We start from the raw sequence: 25,121 nt of genomic DNA on the forward strand, positions 1-25,121 counted from the left end.
CCGCTAGGGCACTTGTTGCAGGTTGCGTAGCCTTCCTTGCACGTCAAAATCCAACACAAACATACCTTGGTGCTGGGTACCCACCCACAAACGCCCGTGTGGGTCGGAGGTTATAGCTACCACATCGGCCTGGGCAAGCAGGCGAGCTAGCCCGTGAAGTGCTACCGGAGCCTGACGCTCGGTGATGTTGACGAAACGGTCACGGTCGGCGTCGTACAAGCTAAGGCCGCTGCTTTCGGCGCCCACCCATAGGCGTCCGTCGCGGCCCACGTGCAAAGCCCGTACTCGGTTGCCAGACAGGCCGTTCAGGGGGTTCACGGGCAGGATATACTTTTTCAGCTCGTAGCCGTCGTATCGATTGACGCCCCGATTGGTGCCAATCCAGAGGAAGCCCAGGCGGTCCTGCGCAACGGCCATGGCGTCGCTGTGCGACAGACCATCGTTGACGGTCAGGTGTTCGAAACGAAATTCACTGGGGGTACTTTGCGCCAAGCTGGTGGTGCATGCCAATCCCAGCAGGAATAGGCATAAGGCTTGGGTAATTAACCACTTCATAGGTACTGAGCCTTACAACAGGCTTGAAAACGAAAGAACTGCTTGGGCAGGAATTGAACTTAGGAAAAACAGAGGTAATGCAGCGGCTCTGAGCAAGCCTAGAATAGCTGCGAAAGTCTTGCGACACCGAAGCAGACTCCTTGCCGCTTAGCTACTCGTTTCTTTTGCCCTTTTTCCGACCCAGACCAATTTATCCCTTTTCTCTGACTTGAATGCCCCAGGCGTTCTTGCTAAGTGGATTGAATTAGCCTCGGCGCTACTAGGTTCAGACCAATTTACCCCTGTTTTTTTACCAAAATTGCCCTATTCTCACCCGATTTGATCCAGTAGTTTTATTGAATCGAAGTTTGAGGCACCCCGGCACGAGTCAGCATACAAGCAAATGAACTGCTTGCTGGCCTTGGTGCCAACCTTTCTTTAGAAGGAAGATCCGCGCTGCCCGCTGGCTTTATGTAATAGCTGCCCTTACCGCTGAGGTAAGTCCGCATGGATAGTGGTGCGAAAGCAACGCAATCGATTGATGTTGTTGCAGGACTTGTTAGTCCACCTCTTTAAGAACCGAACCCTTACCACCCCTTATGAGAAGAGTACTCCATTTATTATTGCTTTTCGTGTTGACCTGTTCTGTGCTGCCCGTTGTAGCCCAGCAAACCAAGCACACTTTTGCGCTGGGCGACGAGGACTTTCTGCTCGATGGCAAACCGTTTCAGATGATTTCGGGCGAGTTGCATTATCCCCGCGTACCGCGCGAGGCGTGGCGTCACCGCATGAAAATGGCCAAGGCTATGGGCCTGAATACTATCGGTACCTACGTTTTCTGGAACCTGCACGAGCCCCAGAAAGGTAAGTTCGATTTCACGGGCAACAACGACATTGCCGCCTTCGTGAAGATGGCCCAGGAAGAAGGACTGTGGGTGGTGCTCCGGCCGAGCCCCTATGTGTGCGCAGAGTGGGAATTTGGCGGCTATCCGTACTGGCTGCAAAACGAGAAAGGCTTAGTGGTCCGCAGCAAGTCGCCGGAGTTTTTAGCTGAGTACCGGGCTTACATTCAGGAAGTAGGCAAGCAACTAGCACCCCTGCAAATCAACCACGGCGGGCCGGTTCTGATGGTGCAGGTGGAAAACGAATACGGCTTCTATGCCAGTGACAAAGAATACCTCGACCTCAACCGCAAGCTATTCCTAGAGGCTGGCTTCGACGGGTTGCTTTATACCTGTGACCCGGCCGCCAAGGTGGCGCAGGGGCATTTGCCGGGGCTGCTGCCTGCCGTGAATGGTCTCGATAAGCCCAATGAAGTGAAGCAGATTGTGCGCACCAACCACAACGGCAAGGGTCCTTACTTCATTGCCGAGTGGTACCCAGCCTGGTTTGACTGGTGGGGCGCACCCCACCACACGGTGCCCGCCAAAAATTACACCGGTCGCCTCGATACAGTGTTGGCTGCCGGCCTGTCGATCAACATGTACATGTTTCACGGCGGTACCACGCGGGGCTTCATGAACGGCGCCAACTTCAGCGACACCGTTGCCTACGAACCCCAGATCAGCAGCTACGACTACGATGCCCCTCTGGACGAAGCCGGCAATGCCACGCCCAAGTTCATGGCTTTCCGTAGCGTAATCGAGAAGCACTTGCCAGCGGGCACCAAGCTGCCGGCCGTGCCTGCGGCCAAGCCTGCCATTACGCTGCCAGCCGTGCAGCTCAGCCAAGCCGCGAGTCTGTTTGATATGCTGCCCGCGGCCAAGAAAAATACCACGCCGCTCACCTTCGAAGACTTAAACCAGGCTTACGGCTTTGTGTTGTATCGGACTACGGTTGCGGGTGGCAGCACCAAGATGCTGAAGATTAAAGATCTGCGAGACTACGGCTTGGTGTATGTCAACGGCAAGCGGGTGGGCGTCGTGGACCGGCGCCTCAAGCAAGACAGCCTCAGCGTAACGCTTCCCAAAGGGCAGGTGCAACTAGATATCGTGGTTGAAAACCTGGGCCGGATCAACTTCGGCAAATACCTGCTGCAAAACCGCAAAGGCATCACGGAGAAGGTCATGCTCGGCAAGCAGGAAGTGAAAAACTGGCAGATGTTCGGGCTGCCCTTCGACCGGGTTGATGCTTCCTTGTTCAACGGAAAACCCACCGCCACGGCTGCAAATGGCCCCGTGGTGAAACGCGGCACCTTCACGCTCACCCAAACCGGCGACACTTACCTCGACATGCAAACCTGGGGCAAAGGCAGCGTCTGGATCAATGGCCACTCGCTGGGACGCTACTGGGGCATTGGGCCGCAGCAAACGGTGTATGTGCCCGTGGAGTGGTTGAAAAAAGGCGAAAACGAAGTGGTGGTGCTAGAACTGCTCAAGCCCGATCAAAAGACTCTGAAGAGCGTATCGGCGCCCATTTTGGGCCGTCTCCCGTCGCCGGCCGTGGGAAAATCAAACTAGGTACCACCGTCGACTCTATTCCTTTCCATCCAACTTCTCACCCATTTGTTTATGACACACCGTTTATTCAGAAGGGAGTACGCCGCGTGCTTACCTCTCTTTTTCCTGTCCGTGACCGGGGCCTACGCGCAGACGAGCACTGTCACCGGAAAAATCACCGACGAATCGGGCTCGGGGCTGCCCGGCGTGACCGTGCTGGTGAAAGGCACGACCACGGGCACCGCCACCGACAACCAAGGCAACTTCACCTTGAGCGTGCCCAATGCGGCCACGGGCGTGCTGCAAGTCTCGTTTGTAGGCTACCGGCAGCAGGAAGTACCAATTTCCAGCCGCACCACTGTGGACATCAGAATGGCCGCTGATACCAAGGCACTGGACGAAGTGGTGGTCGTGGGCTATGGTACGCAGGAAAAGCGCAGCCTTACCAACGCCGTAACCACGGTGCAAGGCGAGGATATTGCCAAGCTCACAGTAGCCGACGTGGGTAGCGCCCTACAAGGCAAAGCGGCCGGCGTATCGGTGGTGGGTGCTGGTTCAGAGCCGGGCTCGACCCCGCAAATCCTGGTCCGGGGCATATCTACCATCAACGGCAACAGCCCGCTCTACGTGGTGGACGGGTTGCCGGTGGCCAATATCAACTACCTGAACCCGAAAGACATAGCGTCCTTGAGCGTGCTTAAGGACGCTGCCTCGGCGGCCATTTATGGGTCAAGAGCGGCTAACGGGGTTGTGCTGATTACCACCAAAGCTGGGGTGAAAGGCGACCCGAAACTTACGCTCGATGTGACGTACGGGGTGTCGAACCCAACCAAGACACCGAATATGGCCTCGGCCAGCGAATATGCCAGCATTATGAATCTGGCGGCTACCAACTCGGGCCGGCCTTTGGTGTACCAAGATCCTTCGTCGTTCACTCAAACCACGAATTGGTGGGACGAAATATCGCGCCGGGGCAGCACGCAGAACTACAGCGTGGGGTTGTCGGGAGGCAGCGACCGGGTGGTGTATTCGACGGGCATCAGCTACTTCAAAGAACAGGGCTTGGTTCGCAATTCCGACTTCGAACGGCTCTCGCTGCGCATGAAATCCGAGTACCAAGCCGCCAAGCGGCTGAAGGTAGGCGAGGATTTCAACATCTCGATGACCAACCAGAAGTACTTGAACAGTGGCAGCTTGTTCCGCGACGCGTTCAACGACGACCCTATCACGCCGGCTCGGGTGCCGGGCACGTCGGGCAACCCCTACGACTACTACGGCGCGTCGCCCACCGATATTGGCAACCCGTTGGCGCTGGTGGAACGCAACGACGACAAACGCAACCAGTACTTTCTGGTGGGCACCGTGTACGCCAACTACGAGTTCGTGCCGGGCTTGATTTTCGAAACCCGGTTTGGCTCCAACAACAACGTGTATGAACGCAACCTCTTCTCGCCGTTCTACACCATCGACCCCAATGAGCGCAACCAAGTGAACTCGCTCCGAAGAGAACATAACCTAGAAATCAACTGGAACAACACCAACACGCTGAACTACACCAAGTCATTCGGCGACCATAATCTCTCGGCGCTGGCCGCCGTGACGCTGGAAAAATTCACCACCCGTACGGATGCGTCCATCGGGCAAGGTATTCCGAGTAACACGCCGCAGCTGCGCTATCCCGACGCGGCCACGGCCAACTTCAGCATAGAAGGCAACGATTTTGTGAACACCATTGCCTCGCTAATTGGCCGGGTAAACTACGATTACAAGGGGCGTTACTTGCTGGGCGCGAGTATCCGTCGCGATGGGGCCTCGGTGTTTCCGTCGGCTAATCGGTGGGGCGTGTTCCCGTCGGTGTCGGCCGGCTGGTTGATTTCCGACGAAAACTTCATGAAGGAAGTAAGCGCCGTTAACTTCTTTAAACTCCGGGCCAGTTGGGGCCGCGTGGGCAACCAGAACATTCGCAGCATCACAAACAGCGCCTATATCGGTACGTTGGACCAAGTGTACTACGTGACGGGTGACACCCGCACCGAGCAGCTAGGCGTGGTACAGAACAACGTGCCCAACCCCAACGTGAAGTGGGAAACGGTAGAAGACTACGACATCGGGGCTGACCTGGCGTTTCTGGACAACAAGCTGACGGTAACGGCCGACGTGTTCCGCCGCAACACCATGGACATGCTGATGAGCCAGGCTATTCCGGGCCACGCCGGCTACGGCTACAACAGCCCCGTGACTAACATCGGCAGCATGAAAACCAACGGGTTAGATTTCTCGGTGGGCTATGCCAAATCCACTGGCGACTTCACCTACGGCGCCAACATCAACGCCACTCGCGCCATCAGCAAAATCAAAAAGCTAGCCAATGGCCAAGCCCTGTACTCCGGCAATACCCCAATTTTTGGGCGGCCCTCCAAAACCGAGGAAGGTGGATACGTAGGTGCTTTCTACGGTTACCAGACGGACGGCATTTTCCAGAGCCAGGGAGAAATCGACGCTTACAAAGGCCCATCGGGCGCACTGGTTCAGGCTGGCGCCAAGCCCGGTGATTTCCGGTTCGCCGACCTTAACAGCGACGGCGTCATTGACGCCAAAGACCAGAAGTACATCGGCAACCCTACACCCGACTTGACTTTCGGTGTGAACCTGACTGCGGGCTACAAAGGCTTCGACTTGCAGGTGTCATTGGTGGGCAGCCTCGGCAACGACTTGGTGAATGCTAACAAAGGCTGGTGGTATTCGGGTAGCTACAACTACAACAAAATCGCCGGGTTGGAAAACGAGGCGTGGCACGGCGAAGGCACCTCGAACTCGGTGCCCCGCATCGTCGCCAACGACAACAACCAGAACCTCACGCGCTTCTCGAATTTCTACGTGGAAGATGGCTCTTATGCCCGCATGCGAAACTTGCAACTCGGCTACACGCTGCCCAAGGCGGCTTCTAGTGTGCTGCGCATGAGCAGCTTGCGCCTGTACGTGAGTGCCCAGAACCTATTTACCATCACCAATTACTCTGGCCTTGACCCGGAAATCGGGTATGGCCGCTCCTACACGGATACACCGTCGGCGCTCAACCGCGGGGTTGATCTGGGCAACTACCCCACCACCCGCACCTACTTGATAGGCGCCAACATTGCTTTCTAACTCCCTCCCAGCCATTGAAACCATGAAAAAATATAGCTTCCTCCTTGCGTTGGTGCTGGGCCTATGCCTGCAATCCTGTAAGGAATTCCTGGACGAACCGCCACGCGGACAGCAGAATACCAACAACTACTACACCACCGCCGAGGAGTGCAAAGCGGCCGTAATGGGCTGCTACTCGCTCTCCGACCAAAACGACTGGTGGCAACTCGACCGCACCCGCATGTTCGGCGACGCCGGCTCCGACGACGCGTGGAAAGGCAATGCCATTGCCGGCGACCAGCGCGAGTTTGGCGACTTCTCCCGCTTCTTCTGGCTGCCGAATAATGAGTGGTTTGACAACCGGTATACCCACCTGTTTCAAGCCATTGGCAACTGCAATGCTGCGCTGGTTGGCATTGACAAGGCACCTATTGATGCCGAGCTGCAAAAGCAATTGCTGGGGGAAGTGAAGTTTATTCGGGCCTACAACTACTTCGAGTTGGTGAAAGGCTTTGGTGGGGTGCCGCTGGTGCTTACGCCTGTAACCGCTGAAGAAGCCCTGACGTATCAGCGCGCCACCACCGAAGAGTGCTACGCCCAGATCATTCAGGACTTGAAAGATGCCGCCGACGCGCTGCCTGAGAAAGGTGCCCGGGCCGCTATTGACCGAGGCCGCGCCACCAAAGGGGCTGCCAACGCCTACCTCGCCAAGGCCTATCTGTTCACGGAAAAATGGGCCGAGTCGCAGCAGTATGCCGAGAAGGTTATTGCATCGGGCCAGTACAACCTCAACGATGACTTCAGTCGGGTGTGGAGCGTGAATAATCCCAACGGCAACGAGTCTATTTTCGAATTCAACTACAACGCCAACCAAACGTTCAACCTCGGCACTGCCCTCACCGTGGTGATGCGCAGCCGGGCCGACGGCGGCTGGGGTTTCAACACGCCCAGCAGCAACTTGGAGCAGGCCTTTGTGCGGGAAAATGATCCACGCCTGAAGTATACCATCATCAAGGAAGGTGACAGCGTGGACGTGAAAACGAATAGCTTCGATTACACGAAATACAATACCAAGCCTTCCGAAAACGAATCGGGGCGCATTAGCCGTAAGATGTTTCTGCTGCTGAAAGACCGGCCGGCCAACGAGCAAAACCACGCTCCGCTCAACCGCATCGAGCTGCGCTACGCCGACTTACTGCTGATGCACGCTGAAGCTTCGTACCGCCTGGGTCAGCAAGACAAAGCCCGCACCTCGCTGAACTTGGTGCGTGCCCGTGCTAACCGCCTGAAGCCGGGCACTGTGTTGCCCCGCACTTCCTCCGGCACGGCCTTGCTGGACCATATTTGGTTGGAGCGCCGCCTGGAGCTAGCCATGGAGGGCCACCGCTACTACGATTTGGTGCGGCAGCACCGGCTGGTGGCTGTTATCCAGGCCTTCAATGCCTACAACCAAACCAGCACCGACCCCTACGACAAAGGCAAAGTGAAAGACCAGATATCCGAGAAAAACAACCTGTTCCCGATTCCGACGCCCCAGATTCAGCTTTCCGGCGGCAACGTGGCGCAGAATCCTGGGTACTAAGTTGCTTGCCAAGTAAGCATTGGCTTATATGAGAGCAAACCGGCTGGTTGACTTGAGTTAGCCGGCCGGTTTGTCTGGGTAAGCGCCGCAAGCGGCTATTCTTGTCTGTTATTTCACTTAAACAATCTGCAATGAGCATTCCAGCTCAATCGAGCGTTTCACTTTCTACGCCTCACATTTTGCCCGCCCGACAGTATGTTGCCAGGGGGCGTTTCTTGTTGGGCGCGCTCCTGCTGCTTGGGGCTTCTGGTACGAGCAGCGGGCAGGGCAGTCAAGCACGAACTAGCGCAAGTGCCAAACCGGTAACCGTACTGCTCGACGATACCAAGACATATCAAACCATCGACAACTTCAGCGCCTCCGATGCCTGGGCGTGTCAGTTTGTGGGGCAATGGCCCGCAGCCAAGAGAGAAGCTATTGCTGACTTGCTATTCAGTACCGAAAATGGGCCAAACGGTAACCCCAGAGGCATTGGCTTGTCGATGTGGCGCTTCAATATTGGAGCAGGCAGCACGCAGCAAGGCGAAGCCAGCGGTATCAAAGACGAATGGCATCGGGCCGAATCATTTCTGCTCCCTGATGGCCGCTACGACTGGACCCGGCAAGCAGGCCAAGTGTGGTTTATGCAGTCGGCTAAGCAGCGCGGGGTCAAGCAGTTTTTAGGATTTATGAATAGTCCGCCGGTGCAGTACACGCTCACCGGCAGAGCCTTTGCCGCCGACGGTAAAACCAATATTGCTCCCGCTAAGTACGAGGCCTTTGCCAAGTTTATGGCGGATGTGGTGCAGGGCGTGCAGCGTACCACCGGTATGCTATTCGACTATATTAGCCCCATCAACGAGCCACAGTGGGACTGGAGTGACCCCAAACAAGAAGGCAGCCCGTTTCGCAACGAGGAAATTGCGGGCGTAACCAAGGCGTTGAACGCAGCGCTGGAGGCGCAAAAGCTGCCTACCAAAATCTTGATTACGGAAGCCGGCAAGCTGAACTACTTGCTAGCCACCGAAGACAAGCCCGAACGGGGCGAGCAAATAACTGCCTTTTTCAGTTCTGCTTCGCCTACCTACGTGGGCAATTTGCCCCGCATGGCGCCCGTGGTAGCCGCCCACAGCTACTTCACTACTTCGCCCCACAACCAAGCTGTAACCCTACGCAAGCAGTTGGCAGCTAAAGTAGCTGCGGTGCCGAAACTTACTTTCTGGCAATCGGAATACTGCATCCTGGGCGACAACGGCGGCGAAATCAACGGCAACAAGCGCGACCTAACCATAGAGCCCGCGCTGTACTTGGCCCGCGTCATTCATAATGACCTCGCCATGGCCAACGCTGCCGCATGGCAATGGTGGCTGGCCGTTTCGCCCTACGATTACAAAGACGGACTGATTTACGTCGATAAGACTAAAGAAGACGGCAACTACCAAACCAGCAAAATGCTTTGGGCGCTCGGCAACTACAGCCGTTTCATCCGTCCGGGTGCCGTCCGCATCGACGCTCGCCTTGCTCCTGACCTCGGTCCCGAAAATCAATTGCTGGTATCGGCCTACAAAAACGCTGGCAGCAAGCAATTTGTGACGGTGGTTGTCAACTCTGCTACCACTGCCGCCGACCTGCAACTTAAGATCGGCAAGAAGCTCGGTACCATGCGCATCTATACCACCTCCGCCACCACCGACCTACAGCCCGGTCCGGTGCTGAAAGCCGATCAACTGGTGCACCTAGCGCCGCGCTCCATCACCACTGTGGTAAGCGAAATCCGCTAATAGTAAGCAGAAAAGACCAGCAAAGTCATTCATATCATCCTTCTGCATTAAAGGCCTGCATGCCCAATCATCCTTTGAGTGTTCTCCTTACTCCCTACCGTCATGCTGAGCGCAGCCGAAGCATCTCGCGTGCTGACGCCAGATTAATAATCCAACCTCAGCACGCGAGATGCTTCGGCTGCGCTCAGCATGACAGATATAGTATTCCAATGTCGGCGCACTGCGCTCAGCATAAGTGGTGTTTAAGTAAACGGATACCATAGTAGATGCTCGCCACAGAAAATAGCTAACTGCCGTTCCATCAGTGCCTTCTTCCTCACCTTATGAGAAGTAACCTTCTACTCCTGCTGATCTTTGCCTGCTCCTTACTTTCCGCCCGTGCGCAAACGTCGGCGTCCCGTCAGCAACTGCTCTTCAACTCCGACTGGAAGTTTCACTGGGGCGACGTAACGGCGGGCGAAAAGCCAGACTTCAACGACCAGGACTGGCGCCGCCTCGAACTGCCCCACGACTGGAGTATTGAAGGGCCATTCAGTCAGGAGTGGGCCAGCGCTACGGGCTACTTGCCGGGGGGTATCGGCTGGTACCGCAAAACGTTTGACGTCCCGGCCAGCTTTCGCGCCAAAAAGGTATTTGTGTACTTCGACGGGGTGTACAAAAACAGCGAAGTTTGGCTGAACGGCCATTTCCTGGGCAAGCGGCCCAGCGGCTTTGCGTCTTTCCAATACGAGTTGACGCCGTACCTCAGCGCTAACGGCAAAAATGTGCTGGCCGTGAAAGCCGACCATAGTCAGGTGGCAGATTCGCGTTGGTACACGGGCTCGGGTATTTACCGCAATGTGTACTTGGTAGCCACGGCACCCGTGCACGTTGGGCTGTGGGGCGTAGGCTTCACTACGCCCGAGGTGTCGGCTAGTGCCGCAACAGGCAAGGTGACTGTGGCCGTCAATAATGCTACAACCGCCGCTGCAACAGTGCTCGTGAAAAGCACGCTGCTTGATGCACAAGGCAAGGTGGTGGCTACTGGCCAGCAGCAGGTGCAAACCAAGTCTAACGGCGAGGCGCAGGCTGCCATGCCGCTTACAATCAGTAAGCCAGCCTTGTGGTCGGTGGACAACCCACGATTGTATAAGCTGCGGGTGTCGCTGTCGGTGCAAGGCAAGGTAACGGATGAAGTGGTAGAGGAAGTGGGTGTGCGCAGCATCCGATTCGATGCCAACCAGGGCTTCTTTCTGAACGAGAAAAACCTCAAGCTTAAGGGTGTTTGTCTGCACGACGATGCCGGCGCGTTAGGGGTGGCCGTGCCCCCGGAGGTATGGGAGCGGCGTCTGCGGGCTTTGAAAGAGGTCGGCTGCAATTCTATTCGCATGAGCCACAATCCGCACGCCGACTATTTTTACGCCCTGTGCGACCAGCTTGGCTTCCTAGTGATGGACGAGGCGTTTGACGAATGGGAAGAAGGAAAAAACAAGTGGGTGGAAGGCTGGAACGTGGGCACGCCCGCCAAGTTTGGCACCCACGAATATTTCAAAGAGTGGGCCGACCGGGATTTGCGCGACATGATTTTGCGCAACCGCAACCGCCCTTCCATCATCATGTGGAGCATCGGCAACGAAATCGACTACCCCAACGACCCCTACACTCACGAAGTATTGAACACCGGCCGCAACCCACAGATCTACGGCAAAGGCTTCCTGCCCGACCACCCACCGGCAAGCCGCCTAGGCGAGCTAGCCAAGCGTTTAGTGGCCGTGGCTAAGCAAGCAGATACCTCCCGGCCAATCACGGCTGCCTTGGCTGGCGTGGTGATGTCCAACTTCACCGACTACCCGGCGGCCCTCGATTTGGTGGGGTACAACTACCAAGAATTTCGTTACCCTGAAGACCACCAGAAGTACCCTAACCGCGTGATTTACGGCAGCGAAAACGGCATGAGTTTCAAGGCTTGGAGGCCTGTCGATTCCTTGGCTTATATCTCCGCTCAATATCTCTGGACCGGCATCGACTACATGGGCGAGGCGGGCAAGTGGCCCCAGCGCAGCAACGGAGCCGGCTTGCTGGATCTAGCGGGTTTTCCGAAGCCGGAGTACTACTTCCGTCAGAGCCTGTGGTCCGATAAGCCTATGCTCTACCTGGCGGCCGCCGAGGCGCCGAAAGCCAACGACCAAGCAGCCCGCGGCCATCGGCGCCTTAATCCTACCTGGAACTGGCCAGCGGGTGCTGCGGTCCGAGTAGTAGGCTTCACCAATGCCGACGCCACGGAGCTGTTGCTCAACGGCCAATCGTTGGGCCGCAAGCAAGGCCAGGAAATTTATTGGGATGTAGCCTACCAACCCGGCGAACTGGTAGCCAAAGGCTACAAAAACGGCAAGGAAATAAGCCGCAACGTGCTGAAAACCGTCGGTGCCCCCGCTGCTATTAAGGCCAGTCTTTACCCAAGCGCGTCCACTGCCAAAGCATCGAGTTTAACCCAAATCGAAGTAAGTATCACCGATGAAAACGGTAATCCGGTGACCACCGCCACCAATGAAGTAACCGTAGGCATAGAAGGCCCAGCCAAACTGCTTGGCATCGAAAGTGGTGACCTTGCCAGCCACGAAGACTACAAAGCTGCGAAGCACCTCGCGTACCAAGGTAAGCTGCTGATTTACGTGCAGTCCACTGCGGCTAGTGGTACTATTAAGGTGTCACTTCAGTCGCCGGGACTGAAAGAGAAAGTCGTTGAATTCAAGGCTGTTCGATAGCCAGCCTAGTTTCAAAAGCAAGTCAAGTGTCTAGCCAGGCAAGTTGGCGCGGAGGCCATAGCAATTTCAACTAGGTAATGGGAATTTCAACGACTTTAGCATCGCTGAGTCTGATGGAATTCTTTAGCCAACGTCCCTGATAGTGCTGTTTTAGTGCGATATAGTGCATAAGAATTGGCTTTGCAGTCAGTTTGTTCACTTAATTGCTGCATGATCTTCGGTCGTTGCTTTCGAGAAGTCCTGCTGCCTTCTAATTTGCATTGGATTGGCAGCCTTATAGTTGGCTTGCTGTTGGGTGTTGTCACTGCCTCTGCCCAAGCGCCGGGCCCACCCACTGATCTGCGGTGTGAGTACCTAGTAAATCCGTTGGGCCTGGACGCGTCCCAACCCCGGCTGACCTGGCGACTAAACGATAACCGGCGCGGTGCTACGCAAGTGGCCTATCAGCTTACCGTTGGCTCCGACTCGCTAGGTGTAAGCCGAGGAAGTACCACGGCATGGACTTCCGGCAAGGTGGCTTCTGACCGACAGCTAGTGACTTATGCGGGACCAGCCTTGCGGCCGTTTACCCGGTACTACTGGCGGGTGCAGGTATGGAGCCGAGGCAGTGCACCAGCCCTGGCAAGTCGAGTATCCAGTCTTGAAACTGGAATGATGCGCCAGCAGAACTGGCAAGGCGCTTGGATCAGTGACTCGCAAAACGAGGCATTCAAACCCGCGCCATACTTCCGCAAAACGTTCTATTTGCCGCAGAACGTGAAAGCAGCGCGGGCTTACATTGCCGTGGCCGGACTTTACGAATTGTACATCAACGGTGAGAAAATGGGCAACCACCGCCTCGACCCGATGTACACCCGCTTCGACCGCCGGACGCTTTACGTGACCTACGATGTGACAAAATATTTGCACCCCGGCAAAAATGCAGTGGCCGTGCTGCTCGGCAATGGCTGGTACAACCACCAGTCCACGGCGGTTTGGGACTTTCATCAGGCTCCGTGGCGCAACCGGCCCACTTTCTGTCTGGATTTGCGCGTCACGCAAGCCAATGGTTCGGTGGTAACCATCACGTCGGGGAAGGACTGGAAAACAGCCCTCGGACCATTGGTATTCAATAGTCTATACACGGCTGAGCATTACGATGCGCGCCTAGAGCAGCGTGGATGGAACGTTGCCAATTTTGATGACACTACTTGGAAACCCGTCATCTACCGCAATGCGCCCTCCACCAACATTGTAGCCCAGGCGATGGTACCCATCCGCAACGTTGAAGCAATTCCAACGAAAACCCTGACCAAACTCAACGACACCACATACGTGTTCGACCTGGGCCGTAATATCTCTGGGGTCAGCCAGATTCGAGCGCAGGGCCCGGCTGGCACCGTGTTGCGACTCAAGCATGCTGAACGACGGTACCCCAATGGCCACGTAGACCAGTCGAACATTGATGTGCACTACCGGCCCACTGATAAGAGTGACCCGTTCCAGACCGATATTTTCACGTTGAGCGGCAAGGGGGAAGATGCCTTTATGCCGCGCTTCAACTACAAGGGTTTTCAGTATGTAGAAGTAACCACTAGTCGCCCTATCACCCTCACGGCCAATAGCCTAACAGGGCACTTCATGCACAGCGACGTGGCCGCGGTAGGTGAGGTGAATACTTCTAACCCAACTATCAACAAGATCTGGTGGGCCACCAACAATTCTTACCTGTCCAACCTGTTCGGCTACCCCACCGATTGTCCGCAGCGTGAGAAGAACGGCTGGACCGGCGACGCGCACATTGCCAGTGAAACCGGCCTCTACAATTTCGATGGCATCACGGTGTACGAAAAATGGCTGGCCGACCACCGCGACGAGCAGCAGCCCAACGGCGTGCTGCCCTCCATTATTCCTACCGGCGGCTGGGGCTACGAATGGGGCAACGGCCCCGACTGGACCAGCACCATCGCCATCATTCCCTGGAACATCTACCTGTTTTACGGTGATACCAAACTGCTGGCGGCTAGTTATAGTAACATCAAGCGCTACGTAGATCACATCAATGAACAAAGCCCCACGGGGCTCACGGAGTGGGGCCTGGGCGATTGGGTACCTGTGAAATCGAAGTCGCCGGTGGAGCTGACTTCTTCCACTTATTATTTTGTAGATGCCTCCATTCTGGCCCAAGCGGCGAAAGTGCTGGGCAAGGAAGCCGATTACACCTACTACTCTGCCTTGGCTGAAAAAATCAAGAAGGCCATCAACGCCAAGTATCTCAACCGAGAAACCGCCTTGTATGGCAGCGGCTTTCAAACGGAGTTGAGCGTGCCGCTGCGTTGGGGCGTGGTACCAGTGGAACTGAAAAGCCGGGTAGCAGCCAATTTAGTCAGCCGGGTAAAGGCCGATAATATGCACCTAGACGTAGGCTTACTCGGCACAAAAGCTATTCTGGATGCCCTCAGTGAAAACGGCCACGCCGACGTCGCTTACCAACTAGCGGCTGAAGAAACATTTCCGTCCTGGGGATGGTGGATTGCCAACGGCGCTACCACTCTCTACGAAAACTGGCCTATCGATGCTAAAAGCGACATTTCTCAAAACCATATCATGTTCGGCGAAATCGGAGCCTGGTTCTACAAAGGGCTTGGCGGCATCAAGCCTGATCCGCAAAAGCCAGGCTTCAAAAACATCCTGCTCACTCCGCATTTTGTTGCTGGCCTCGACCATTTCGAGGCAACCCACGCCGGCCCTTACGGCGTCATTAAGTCGGCCTGGAAGAAAGCAGGTACGGGCATTTCGTATAGCGTAACTGTTCCTCCCAACACCACGGCTACCTTATCCTTGCCTGTGTCAACTGGACAAAAGGTGTACGAAGGCGGCAAGCCCATTGAGCTGGTTTGGACCTATATACACCCAAAGAAGTCGCCAGACCAAACCGCTCAATATCAGTTAGTAGCAGGCGCGTATCAGTTCGAAATCCGGTAAGATATTTCCTGCTATTTTCCTACAGCCCTAACTTCTGCGAAGCATTATGCTGACGGATATTGTCGAGGCGGGTGTAACGGCGAATCATATCCGTGGTTTTGTGCTTGGTCTGATTCATTACTTCGCTGTCGTCGGCGCCGTTGAGTTTGGCAATGGTAACAAACGAGGCGCGTAAGGAGTGAGCCGTGTACTGAGCGCCGAGCCGCAGCTGAACAATCTCGTTTAAACTAAATGTGCTTAGTCGGCGGCGGCTTAGGCGTTGTCCTTTGTGAAAGGATACAAACAAAGGGCCATCGGTACGGCCGTGTTTTTCTAAGTGCGTCAGCCATTCCTTTACAGCACGTACGGGACAACTCCGCCGGTCGGGACTGAAGAAAATGGCCTTTTCCTCGGCTTCGCCTTTTTGATTGGTTTTACTATGCGGCAGGTCTACTACCAATCCATCTTCGTCGAAGCGCAGGTGTTTTATATCGATGCTGGCCAGCTCGTCGCGGCGGAAGGCACCCGCCAGTCCAAGAAGCAGTAAGGCCCGGTCGCGTAATCCGTCGGGCCGGGTGGAATCGATGCCCAACAGCGCGCGCTTGAAATAGGCAAGCGTAAAAGCAGGCGCCTGCTTTTGCCGCACGCCTTTCTCACGGCTGATACCTTCCATTAGTTCCTTGAATTGCCGGTCATCGGTGGGCGTAGGAAGGCGAGCTAATTGATGAGCCTTACTGATTGAAGCACAATGGCGCTGAATAGTGGCTACCTTTTTATTGGAGTCGGCCAGCGAGGTTACAAAAGCCGCCACCGTCGGTACATCAGCAGGCAACGACTCACGGTCATGCTCCGCACACCAAGTAGTGAAGCGTTGCCAGTCGCCGGCGTAGGCTCTCTGCGTGTTTACTGCGCCTTGCTGACCCGTCGTGACATACCGAGCCGCCGACTCGGCATAGTCGTTGATGCTGCGCGCTGCGCGAAGTTGCTGCTCAGGAACTACAGGCAGGCTTGTATCGTCGAGTGGTGCTTGGCTCATGAGCAAGAGCAATGAGGTATACTGTTTTTTATACTAAAAATGCTCAACTATCTCATTACTAGTCAATGAAGATGGTAAAAGCTATTTGGTTGATGTAAAGTAAAGCAATTACCCTCGATAAGTAAAGATTATCAGGGGTAATTATCTTGCTATACGTGTAAGAGTGTATCCGATATGCTAAAGCATTGAGTTAGTAAGTGAGTATAAGATCTTGACTTGTATCGGGCTATTTTCAGTCGCTCATGAAACTTCGCTATGAATCTACATGGCTCTCTAGACTACCTCGGTAAATGATAATCACTTATGTATTTAGGAAAAATATGTTAATAAATTTTTTATATTATTTGACAAATAATAATTCCTTAATTCACTTGTATTATCATATCGTGCTTATAAATAATCAATGCGCTTATTTAATAAATAATTAAAATTGATAACATAAAGCAAAAGCTAATTTTAAGAACATTTGCATGTTATAAAGTGTCTACTAGTTAGTAGCTGTTTAATCAAAAACCCTTGCTGCTAATTATAGCGGCAAGGGTTTTTGATGGTGGATTAATTTTTGAATTGAATCACTAGCGAGTGATTTGCACCCATCCTTTGTAGGTGCGCTTGGTGCTGGAGACGTCGCTAAACTCGACCTCGGCCTGATAGTAATAGACCCCCTCGACTACAAATGGTGACGTGCCACCCTCACTGCGGCTGCCACCCCCACGCCAGTTAATGAGGGGGTCAGCGCTGCTCTCGTAGATCTTGACCCCCCAGCGGTTGAAGACGGTGAAGTGGGTGCGCCGGATCGGAGTGAAGACCTTGGGCCGGAACGTGTCATTCTTACCGTCGCCATTGGGAGTAAAGATGTTAGGCAGCAAGAAGAGCTGGCAGTCGGCTTTGCAGGCGCGGTTGCTGAGCGCGCTGAGCGTGCCACTCGAATCGACGGCCTGCACGGCGTAGCAGGCTGCTTCCGAGGAGAGGTTGCGGTGCTCATAACTGGTTTGCGTAGCGGGTACTGTGTCTAGAACTGTTAAGGAATCTTCAGTTGTAGCAGCGTAGTAAATCTTGTAGGAAATAATTTCTCGGCTGCAGTCAGCAGGAGTATTGCTCAGTTGCCAGCTCAGTTGGTTGGTATAGACCGGCCCGCTAAGGGGCGTGGCAGGCAAATCGAACAGACGGCTGGCTAGGCTGTCGCAGTTGGGCTGCTGCAGGCGCAGCACTGGCGCGCACGGCACGTTGCGCACGGCAATGCACTGCTGCTGGCTTAGGTTTATCAGCCCACTCGGCAGCTTGTCGGGATTGTTGTAGGTGCCGGTCGTTTCGACGTAGTAGCAATAAGTCTGGCCTTTGATCAAGCGCTGCGTAGCCGTGCCTTGGTCGCGGTAGCTGCCGCCCGTGGCTGTGCTCGTGGCCGTGCCGATGCGCACAAACGGCCCGCTCGGGTCCGGGCCTCGGCGGTAGATGACCGTGGGCTGGCGCGTGTTGTCCCAAGGTACGGTATAGGTCCAGCGCACGTCAATCGTGTTCAGGTCCATAGTTGATACAGCAGGCGTAGCCGTCCCCTCCAGGCGCACACTCGAGGCGGCTGTCGCCGTTTCCGTGACCACGCCCTGACTCAGGAACTCTACTTTATAGGTATACGAGCGGTTCTGCGTGTCCAGCACAGGGTCTTTATCCACGTACGTCGTGTCATTCGTATTGGCGGCCACGTTGATCAGCGCGCCCACCGGCGCAAAGGTCAAGTTGGCCCCCTGGCCTTGGGCGCGCAGCACGCGAAACTGCTGCGGGTCGGCAAAGGCGGGCGTGCTGCGGGGCTTGGTCCAGCGCACGGTGATCTGGCCGGCACTGGTGGCCGTACGGTCCACCGTCACGTTGCGCATGAGCAGGGCCCGGCCCGGGAACTCCACGCACGCTTCCTGTGAGGCCAGGCTAGCGCCCCCGGCGGGCAGCGGGAAAGCCACGTAGATGCGGTAGCAGTAGGTCTTGCCCCGCTCCAGGCCTTGTCCGCCGTTGGTGTCGGTGTAGTCGACAATGTCGGTGGTGTTGGGGTAGGTGAGAGCAGCAATTTGCACGTAGCCCGAGGAGGCAGGGATGCCCGTTACGCATTCGCCGAAGTCAGCACCATTGGAATTCTCGCGCCGGTAGATCAGCACCCGTGCCCCGGGTTTGCGGCAGATATAGCTGTTCCACGTCAAGCGGGTGTTGCGCGTATTGTTGGGGCCAGCAATGGCGGTGGCGCGCAGGTTCTGTGGCGCCGGCCCTATTACCGTAATCCGCCAAGTGCGGATGTCGGTCAAGGGAACCGTATTCATGCCATCAGGCTCGTCGACGGCGCTGAACACTACTAAAGTGGGGGCGGCAGCAATGTTATTACAATCGGGCGTCCAACGGAAAGTGCCTGTTGCGGTAGGAGGGCCAAACGAAGATTGCGTGAAAGTAGCCGGAGGCAGAATCCCGCTGCTCGCACCCAAGCGGATGCGGTTGCCGTCGGGGTCAGTAGCCCGCACATTTCCTACCAAGGTCGTACCGGCCACTACGCATATGTCGTCTGGGATTGTCAGCTCTGGAAGCTTATTGTCGTTTGCCCGGACTGTGATTTGGATATCCCGAATTACAGTGGAAATCTGACGGTACAAACGGCGGCCGGACACGAGTATTCGGCGGTATTCCTTTACTGCAATCGCAAAGTTGTATTCGCCTGCAACCGCTGGCGCATTCCAGACCACTTGGCCCGACAGAGAATCGATTTGAAAAATGGCGCGATCCAGGGGTTTGCCCACCGGTGGGCCGCTAAATGGTACTTGTAAGCCAGTGCCAATCCCGTTGGGCTTCACATAGCCCGGTACCGTACCAAATACGGGCGTGCAATTAGTTATGACATCTAGCACCCCGCCTTGTTGGCTGTTCACGAGCGCATACGCTAGAGAGTCTCCGTCAGCGTCATATGCGGCAGGATTATGCTGAAAAACCTGCGCAATTACTGCGTTATCGATAGCCGGATATCGGAGTACTGGGGAGTGATTTTGTAGTAAAGCCGGATCAATAGTAACCGTGGTGGAAACGTAGAATGATTGTCTGTCAGAGTCTCTCATATTTAAGACTCCAAAGTTGCGGTTCTCCCCAACAAAGCTAACTACATATGGCCTACCGGCAGGGCTTGCGGCCCCGTAAGTATGCTCGAAATCGTACGTGTAGCGTCTTATACCTGGCTTAACTAATATGTTGGTAGTACGGGGTATTTTCGCGCAGGAGCCGTCGCCGAAAAAAATATCCGCCACATCTTGGTCAGGTATTCGGCCCGTCACCGGCTCGCTGCAATAGAGAGTTAACCGAAAGAAGACACGGTTGGGATTGTAGTTGACCGTTGTATCAATCTTGGCTTGAATTTCTCCGGCCCGGATATGACTGGCTTGGCTTGAAAGGCTTAAACCGATTAACCCTACTAGAAATAGTAAGAGTGCCCCGAACCAGGCTCGGCGCAAGGGTAATAGATAGACCATATAGTAAGTAATGAGGGAGAGGGCTATACCTCAGGAAACGCTAGCTAAATCTAACAAAATTTAGATCCAATACTCGACAATACTAGGAGCATTAGGTTCTGCCATTGTATCGCTAAAACAGCTTAAGTGTGTTCTTCGGCTCGCAAGATTTCATTGTAATAGTGATGTTAGTGAGTCAAAATGAATACTTAATGAAAATTTTGCTCTGAAGTATATTAGTAACTAGTTGCTTTGCAAGAATTAGTTCTTTCCAAAATAAAATATGTCGTGTACTGCGAAACAGTAATTGTGTTAAAACAATGAGAAAACAGAAAATCCTATTCTATAAATTATTAAAAAATATATTATTTAATTATTATCGTAGATAGCTAATTTAATAAATTGGATTATCAATAAATATGTACGATATGACGTTAAGGTTAGCTCGTTCGGATCTTTTATAAGTAGCTGATCATACATATATACGATAATCAACATAAATGAAAATGGAAGATAAAATATAGCCTCTAGTATAAAACGGTTTATATACCAGCTAGCTCTTTTCAGCAGGACGCTTAAGGTTAGAGTGCTTCCGATAACGCTGTAGCAAATCCTCTAGCACTCCTCTAGCACTTAACATAGTGGAAAATAGATAAATTTAAGGTAGTGCATGAAACAGCAAATCCGTATTGTTGCACTCATATAGCCATTACTGTGTAAGAAGATTCCCTTATTTTGTTTGGGACATTTACTAAATGGCTGCTTGACAAGAACACGTACATCCAGTGCTTGGCGGGTCGTGAGATGATCCGCAGAAGTAGGTTCGGAAACTGCGGCCCACTTTTCTGATATCCATTATGCTTACCGCTATTGATGCTGCTGCTACCCTTGAACTTCGCTTGGCGGAGTTGCAGCGCACCAATCCGGAGGTATTTATGGAAACATTGTTCAAGGCATTTTACCGGTCGTTGGGCAACGTGGTATTTCAGGTGGTACAGGACCGCGACGTAGCTGAAGATCTTGTGCAGGACGTATTGCTAAACGTGTGGAAGAACCGGGATACGCTCCACATCACAGGCACCTACAAAGCCTATCTGCATCGAGCGGCCATGAACGCGGCCCTGCGCTATGCTGAGCGCCAAAAGCGCCAGGTGAGTCTCGAACAAGCCAATACTCCAGACTTCGGTACTGACAGCACCGCCGAGCAAATGGATGGTCAAGAAGCCGAGCAGGCCGTAGCCGCGGCTTTGGCAGCATTGCCGCCCCAGTGCCGGGCCGTGTTCCTGCTGAGCCGGCAAGAAGGATTGAGTTATCAGCAAATAGCCGACACCTTGGAGGTGGCTCCAAAAACAGTCGAAAACCAAATGGGCAAGGCACTACGCCTGTTGCGCCAGCACCTGAAAGGCTTTTTCTCGGGGGCGCTTTTGCTGTTACTTGGCCTGTTGTAAAGTTTTTTTCAAGGAGGCGTAGGGGTAAGCCGCTAGTTGCGGCTCTTATAGACAAACCCTAACCTATTATCCTCTTCCAGCCATGAAAACTAACTGGCTCCTATTTCCTCTTTTGGCGGTGCTAGCCCTCACCTCTTGCGACAACGAGCATAACATTATCGGACCCCGTGTGCGCGGCACCGGACCCACCGAATCGGAAATCCGAACGCTAGACAACTTCAACCGCGTGGATCTTAAGATGGACGCTGAGGTTATCTTGACCCAAGGTAGCCCGCAGCAAGTGCGTGTGGAAGCGCAGCGCAACGTGCTCGATGTGCTGGAAACCGAACTTAATGGAGACGAGCTGCAACTCGAATTTGGCCGGGTAAATGTCCGCGACCATGACCCCATCAAGATCTACATCACCGTGCCCAACCTTACGGAAGTACAGCTTTCAGGCTCAGGCAAAATCCGCAGCAGTACGCCTTGGTCGGCGAGCACTTGCGAAGTGAAAGTCTCGGGCTCGGGCAGCGTGGCCATGGACTTCACGCAAGCTACCAGTTTGCGCACCAATGTATCGGGCTCGGGCGAAGCGCAGGTGAAAGGCATTTCGCAAAGCCATAACATCAATATCAGCGGCTCGGGGCAAGTGAAAGCCACTGACTTAAGCACCCAGGATACCTACGTGGCCATTACGGGTTCGGGCCGGAGCTACGTGCGAGCTGAGCGGACCCTGAGCGCCGAAATCAGTGGTAGCGGATCAGTGTACTACAAGGGCAGCCCGACCATCAACACTCGCATTACAGGTTCGGGGCGGGTGCTGGCCGACAAGTGAAAATTTGCTTTGCTGCGAGTGAACTGCTAAACTGCGCTGTGCCGTTTTCGAGCGGTTTACCACCGAAGTGCCGTATCCGCAGAGTTTAGCTGTTGACTTGATTCATGCCTGACTTGTATTCCGACGCAGAGCAAGCTCCTTGGGAGTTGCTAGCCAAACACTTGGCAGGCGAAGCTACGGCGTCGGAGCAACAAGAATTGCATGCTTGGGTTACGGCCGCTCCTGCTCGTTTGCCACTCCTCACCGATGCTACGAGGGCCTGGGAACGAGGCGGCACGGTTGCCGAGGTTTTCACGGAAGCCGATGTTGAACCAGCCTGGCAGCGCTTTCGTGTTGCCGCCGACTTAGAGCCCCCGCAGGCTGAATTACCGTCCGTACCAGTGGCGTCAGAGGGCCGTGTAGTGTCGTTGTGGCCCGCTATGCAACCTTTGCTGCGGGTAGCCGCGGCGGTGTTGTTGCTTGTGGGTGTGTGGACGTTGCTTCGCCCGCTGCTTAACCGGCCGGCAGAGATGATAACGGTGGCAGCCGGTGCGCAACGCCGGCAGGTGTCCCTGCCCGATGGCAGCCAAGTGTGGGTGAACCGGAACTCTACCCTGCGTTACGCCGCCGAGTTCAATGAGTCAGCCCGAGAGGTGCAGCTGCAAGGCGAAGCTTTTTTTGAAGTGAAAAAAGTTAACGGCCAGCCTTTCACGGTGCTCACCCCGGACACTCGGACTCGGGTGCTGGGTACTTCGTTCAATGTGCGGGCCTACACTACAGAAGATTCGGTGGAAGTATCGGTCGTGACTGGGCGTGTGGCTTTCAGCCCGCTGCAACGGCTGTCCGCCGCCACCGATTCGGTATTGCTTACGCCGGGCTTACGCGGGGTAATTCGGCGGGCCATTCCGGCGGCGGCCGTGCAAAAGCCCATCGTGGACCCGAATTTCCGGGCTTGGCAGCGCGATGAACTGGTGTTTGACAACCAAACTCTAAGCCAGGTAACGCAAACCCTAAGCCGCTACTACAACGTGCCCGTAACGCTAGCGGACTCTAGCTTAAGTCAGTGCCGCTTTACGGGTACTTTTGTGCGCACCGATCTGGCTCAAGCCTTGCGTGTGGTAAGCCTTTCCACCAATCTATCCGTGGCCAAGTCTGGCACGGGCTATGCCTTCAGCGGACCGGGCTGCCAGTAGCGCCTGTCTGCTTTCTTCTACTGTTCACTACCCTTTTCGCTATGCTAAACCGCATATGCTTGGTCGTAGCCTTATTTTTTTGGTTGGCTGATCAACCGGCCCTCACCCAAGGGCGGCCAGGCTCGGTGCTTGACCGCAAAGTAACCGTCGTGTTCAATCGAGCCCCGCTCGAGTCGGTGCTGCGTACGTTGAGGCGGCAATACGGAGTGCGGATTTCGTACAGCAATACTGCTCTCAATCTGCAGCAGCCCGTGACGCTGAACGTGCAAAACCAATCCTTACGGACGGTCTTAAACACAGTTCTGGCAGATAAAAACATTGGCTATGAGCTAGTAGGTGACCAAGTAGTACTGCATCCGGTCCGCAAAGAGAAACCACAACCCACTCCTACCCCTACTTCTTCCGCCGGCAAAACTACCAGTAATGACTCAGGTACTTCCCCAGGCCGGTCGGTTCGGCGGCTACTGCCTCGGCTACAAACTCTACTGCAGCAGGTGGGAAAGTTGCTGCCACAACGCCCTCGAAGCGGGCTGCGACTAAGCCAGCCTCAGGTAAAGCAACTACGCCTAAGGCAACAGGAGCAGCTAGTTCCGGCCGTGGCCCAACAACTAGTGCGCAGACAGTAAAGGAGGCGCCAAACAGTCAAACCACTGTGTCGCCGGCAACTGACTCAAGTGCTACCATGGAAGCAAAAGCTCCGCTGTCGGTGGCTTCAGACTCTGTTGCCACTGCTTCTGAAGAACCCGAACAGCAAGTACGCCCTAGCTTCACTAAAAAAGCCCAGGTATCGTTTCTAGGCCCGTTAGGCTCGAATGGTCTACGGAGCGGGCAAACTGTCAACAAAGTGTCGGTGAATGTACTAGGTGGGTATGCGGCCGGGGTGGATGGCTTTGAAGCCGCGGGCCTTTTCAACGTGGACCGCGACACGGTAGCTGGTGTTCAGGTGGCTGGCCTTGCCAACGTAGTAGGGCATCACCTCGACGGTTTTCAGGGAGCTGGCTTGCTGAATGTAGTGGCTGGTGGAGGTACAGGTTGGCAGGCAGCAGGCTTGCTGAACGTTGCCACCCGTCCTCTTAATGGCGTGCAAACAGCGGGCTTGTTCAATTACTCCGGACTTGCTAAGACAAGGCCAACCAACAACGTTCAGAGTGAAAACGATGTGTCTGAATTGGAGCTGGAACCGCGCCGCGGAACGGTACAGGCTGCTGGTCTCTTCAACGTAGCGCCTGAGGTACGCGGCGTACAAGCGGCCGGCTTGTTCAATGCAGCAGGCACAGTACACGGCGTGCAGCTAGCCGGCTTGTTCAACGTTGCTGACTCGGTTGATGGCGTGAGTATTGCCCCGTTCAATTTTGTGCGCCGTGGCTACCACCGCGTGGAGGCCGTTAATACGGAATCCTGGCCGGCTGGTCTGTCAGTGAAACTAGGCGGCTCGGCGCAGTTCTACACGTTTCTTGCGGGAGCGTACGACGGTTTTGGGAGTGGTAACCGCCGTTGGGCCCTTGGCTACGGAGTCGGTACGGAAATGCTCACTCGCCACCGTTTGAGTGTCAATCTAGATGCTTTAGCCTTGCAAGTAAACGAAGCACAACGGGGCTGGACCGACAATTTAAATTTGCACAATCAACTGCGCTTACTCGTGGGCTTTGCTCCCTTTAAAGCGGGAGGGCACTTTCGTCTCGTGGCCGGCCCAACGGTTAGTGTGCTCGTCACTCAGCGTTATGATGCTGAAACTGGGCAGATACATTCAAATCTAAGCGATAATCGTCGGCTGTGGCTGAACGAGAGTAACACTGCTACTCGCGTATTAGGCTGGTTTGGGTACTGTGCTGGAGTGCGATTTTAGTAAAGTCTGGAATGCGAAGTACTCTGACTCTATTACTAGCAAAAGCAGTATAAAACTGTGAAGAACAAGCCGTTTATCCCATTCAATAAAGTATAAAATAGTAATATAATCTCCAATTTTTTTACTATTTTATGCTAACATACTCACATTTCATTTCATTCTTACCCTGCCTCTGAATACTCTTTTATTTTGTGCTACCATTACAGTA

General features: G+C 54.5%; 14 protein-coding genes. 11 read left to right on the forward strand and 3 right to left on the reverse strand.

What is annotated here, in order from left to right; all coding sequences use genetic code 11:
* Window positions 1-3 precede the first annotated feature (3 nt).
* A complete protein-coding gene (locus MUN86_RS23615) occupies window positions 4-555 on the reverse strand; it encodes a ligand-binding sensor domain-containing protein (RefSeq protein ID WP_245126168.1) in 552 nt (183 codons plus the stop codon).
* A 578-nt stretch (window positions 556-1,133) separates the two neighbouring features.
* Between MUN86_RS23615 and MUN86_RS23620 the strand changes: the two genes are divergently transcribed.
* The 6 genes from MUN86_RS23620 to MUN86_RS23645 all read left to right on the forward strand — a co-directional run bounded on the left by MUN86_RS23620 (window position 1,134) and on the right by MUN86_RS23645 (window position 15,148).
* The gene (locus MUN86_RS23620; protein WP_245126170.1) at window positions 1,134-2,993 is read left to right on the forward strand and encodes a glycoside hydrolase family 35 protein; all 1,860 of its coding nucleotides are present in this window, start codon (window positions 1,134-1,136) and stop codon (window positions 2,991-2,993) included.
* A 51-nt stretch (window positions 2,994-3,044) separates the two neighbouring features.
* Entirely contained in the window at window positions 3,045-6,119 is a 3,075-nt protein-coding gene (locus MUN86_RS23625; protein WP_245126172.1) for a SusC/RagA family TonB-linked outer membrane protein, read from the forward strand.
* Window positions 6,120-6,141: 22 nt separating this feature from the next.
* Window positions 6,142-7,680 carry a RagB/SusD family nutrient uptake outer membrane protein gene (locus MUN86_RS23630; protein WP_245126174.1) on the forward strand — a complete coding sequence of 513 codons (1,539 nt, stop codon included), beginning with the start codon at window positions 6,142-6,144 and terminating at the stop codon, window positions 7,678-7,680.
* A 131-nt stretch (window positions 7,681-7,811) separates the two neighbouring features.
* Complete coding sequence (locus MUN86_RS23635) at window positions 7,812-9,440, forward strand: glycoside hydrolase (RefSeq protein ID WP_245126176.1); 1,629 nt, start codon at window positions 7,812-7,814, stop codon at window positions 9,438-9,440.
* 323 nt (window positions 9,441-9,763) lie between these two features.
* Window positions 9,764-12,184, forward strand: a complete 2,421-nt coding sequence (locus MUN86_RS23640) for a glycoside hydrolase family 2 TIM barrel-domain containing protein (RefSeq protein WP_245126178.1) — start codon at window positions 9,764-9,766, stop codon at window positions 12,182-12,184.
* A gap of 210 nt (window positions 12,185-12,394) precedes the next feature.
* Window positions 12,395-15,148: a glycoside hydrolase family 78 protein gene (locus MUN86_RS23645; protein ID WP_245126180.1), complete on the forward strand. Its 2,754-nt coding sequence runs from the start codon at window positions 12,395-12,397 to the stop codon at window positions 15,146-15,148.
* Window positions 15,149-15,167: 19 nt separating this feature from the next.
* Here MUN86_RS23645 and MUN86_RS23650 read toward each other — a convergent pair whose 3' ends face one another.
* Window positions 15,168-16,163, reverse strand: coding sequence for a tyrosine-type recombinase/integrase (locus MUN86_RS23650; protein WP_245126182.1), 996 nt, complete (start codon window positions 16,161-16,163; stop codon window positions 15,168-15,170).
* A 575-nt stretch (window positions 16,164-16,738) separates the two neighbouring features.
* A complete protein-coding gene (locus tag MUN86_RS23655) occupies window positions 16,739-19,246 on the reverse strand; it encodes a T9SS type B sorting domain-containing protein (RefSeq protein WP_245126184.1) in 2,508 nt (835 codons plus the stop codon).
* A gap of 1,244 nt (window positions 19,247-20,490) precedes the next feature.
* Here MUN86_RS23655 and MUN86_RS23660 point away from each other — a divergent pair.
* The 5 genes from MUN86_RS23660 (at window position 20,491) to MUN86_RS23680 (ending at window position 24,913) form a co-directional block, all read left to right on the forward strand.
* Window positions 20,491-21,081: an RNA polymerase sigma-70 factor gene (locus MUN86_RS23660; protein ID WP_245126186.1), complete on the forward strand. Its 591-nt coding sequence runs from the start codon at window positions 20,491-20,493 to the stop codon at window positions 21,079-21,081.
* An 82-nt stretch (window positions 21,082-21,163) separates the two neighbouring features.
* Complete coding sequence (locus MUN86_RS23665) at window positions 21,164-21,895, forward strand: head GIN domain-containing protein (protein WP_245126188.1); 732 nt, start codon at window positions 21,164-21,166, stop codon at window positions 21,893-21,895.
* 104 nt (window positions 21,896-21,999) lie between these two features.
* Entirely contained in the window at window positions 22,000-23,067 is a 1,068-nt protein-coding gene (locus MUN86_RS23670) for a FecR domain-containing protein (RefSeq protein WP_245126190.1), read from the forward strand.
* A 41-nt stretch (window positions 23,068-23,108) separates the two neighbouring features.
* The gene (locus tag MUN86_RS23675) at window positions 23,109-23,693 is read left to right on the forward strand and encodes a DUF4974 domain-containing protein (protein WP_245126192.1); all 585 of its coding nucleotides are present in this window, start codon (window positions 23,109-23,111) and stop codon (window positions 23,691-23,693) included.
* Window positions 23,694-23,749: 56 nt separating this feature from the next.
* The gene (locus MUN86_RS23680) at window positions 23,750-24,913 is read left to right on the forward strand and encodes a hypothetical protein (RefSeq protein ID WP_245126194.1); all 1,164 of its coding nucleotides are present in this window, start codon (window positions 23,750-23,752) and stop codon (window positions 24,911-24,913) included.
* The last annotated feature ends 208 nt before the right edge of the window (window positions 24,914-25,121 follow it).

Origin of the sequence: Hymenobacter volaticus (assembly GCF_022921055.1) — a bacterium.
Lineage (GTDB): Bacteria > Bacteroidota > Bacteroidia > Cytophagales > Hymenobacteraceae > Hymenobacter > Hymenobacter volaticus.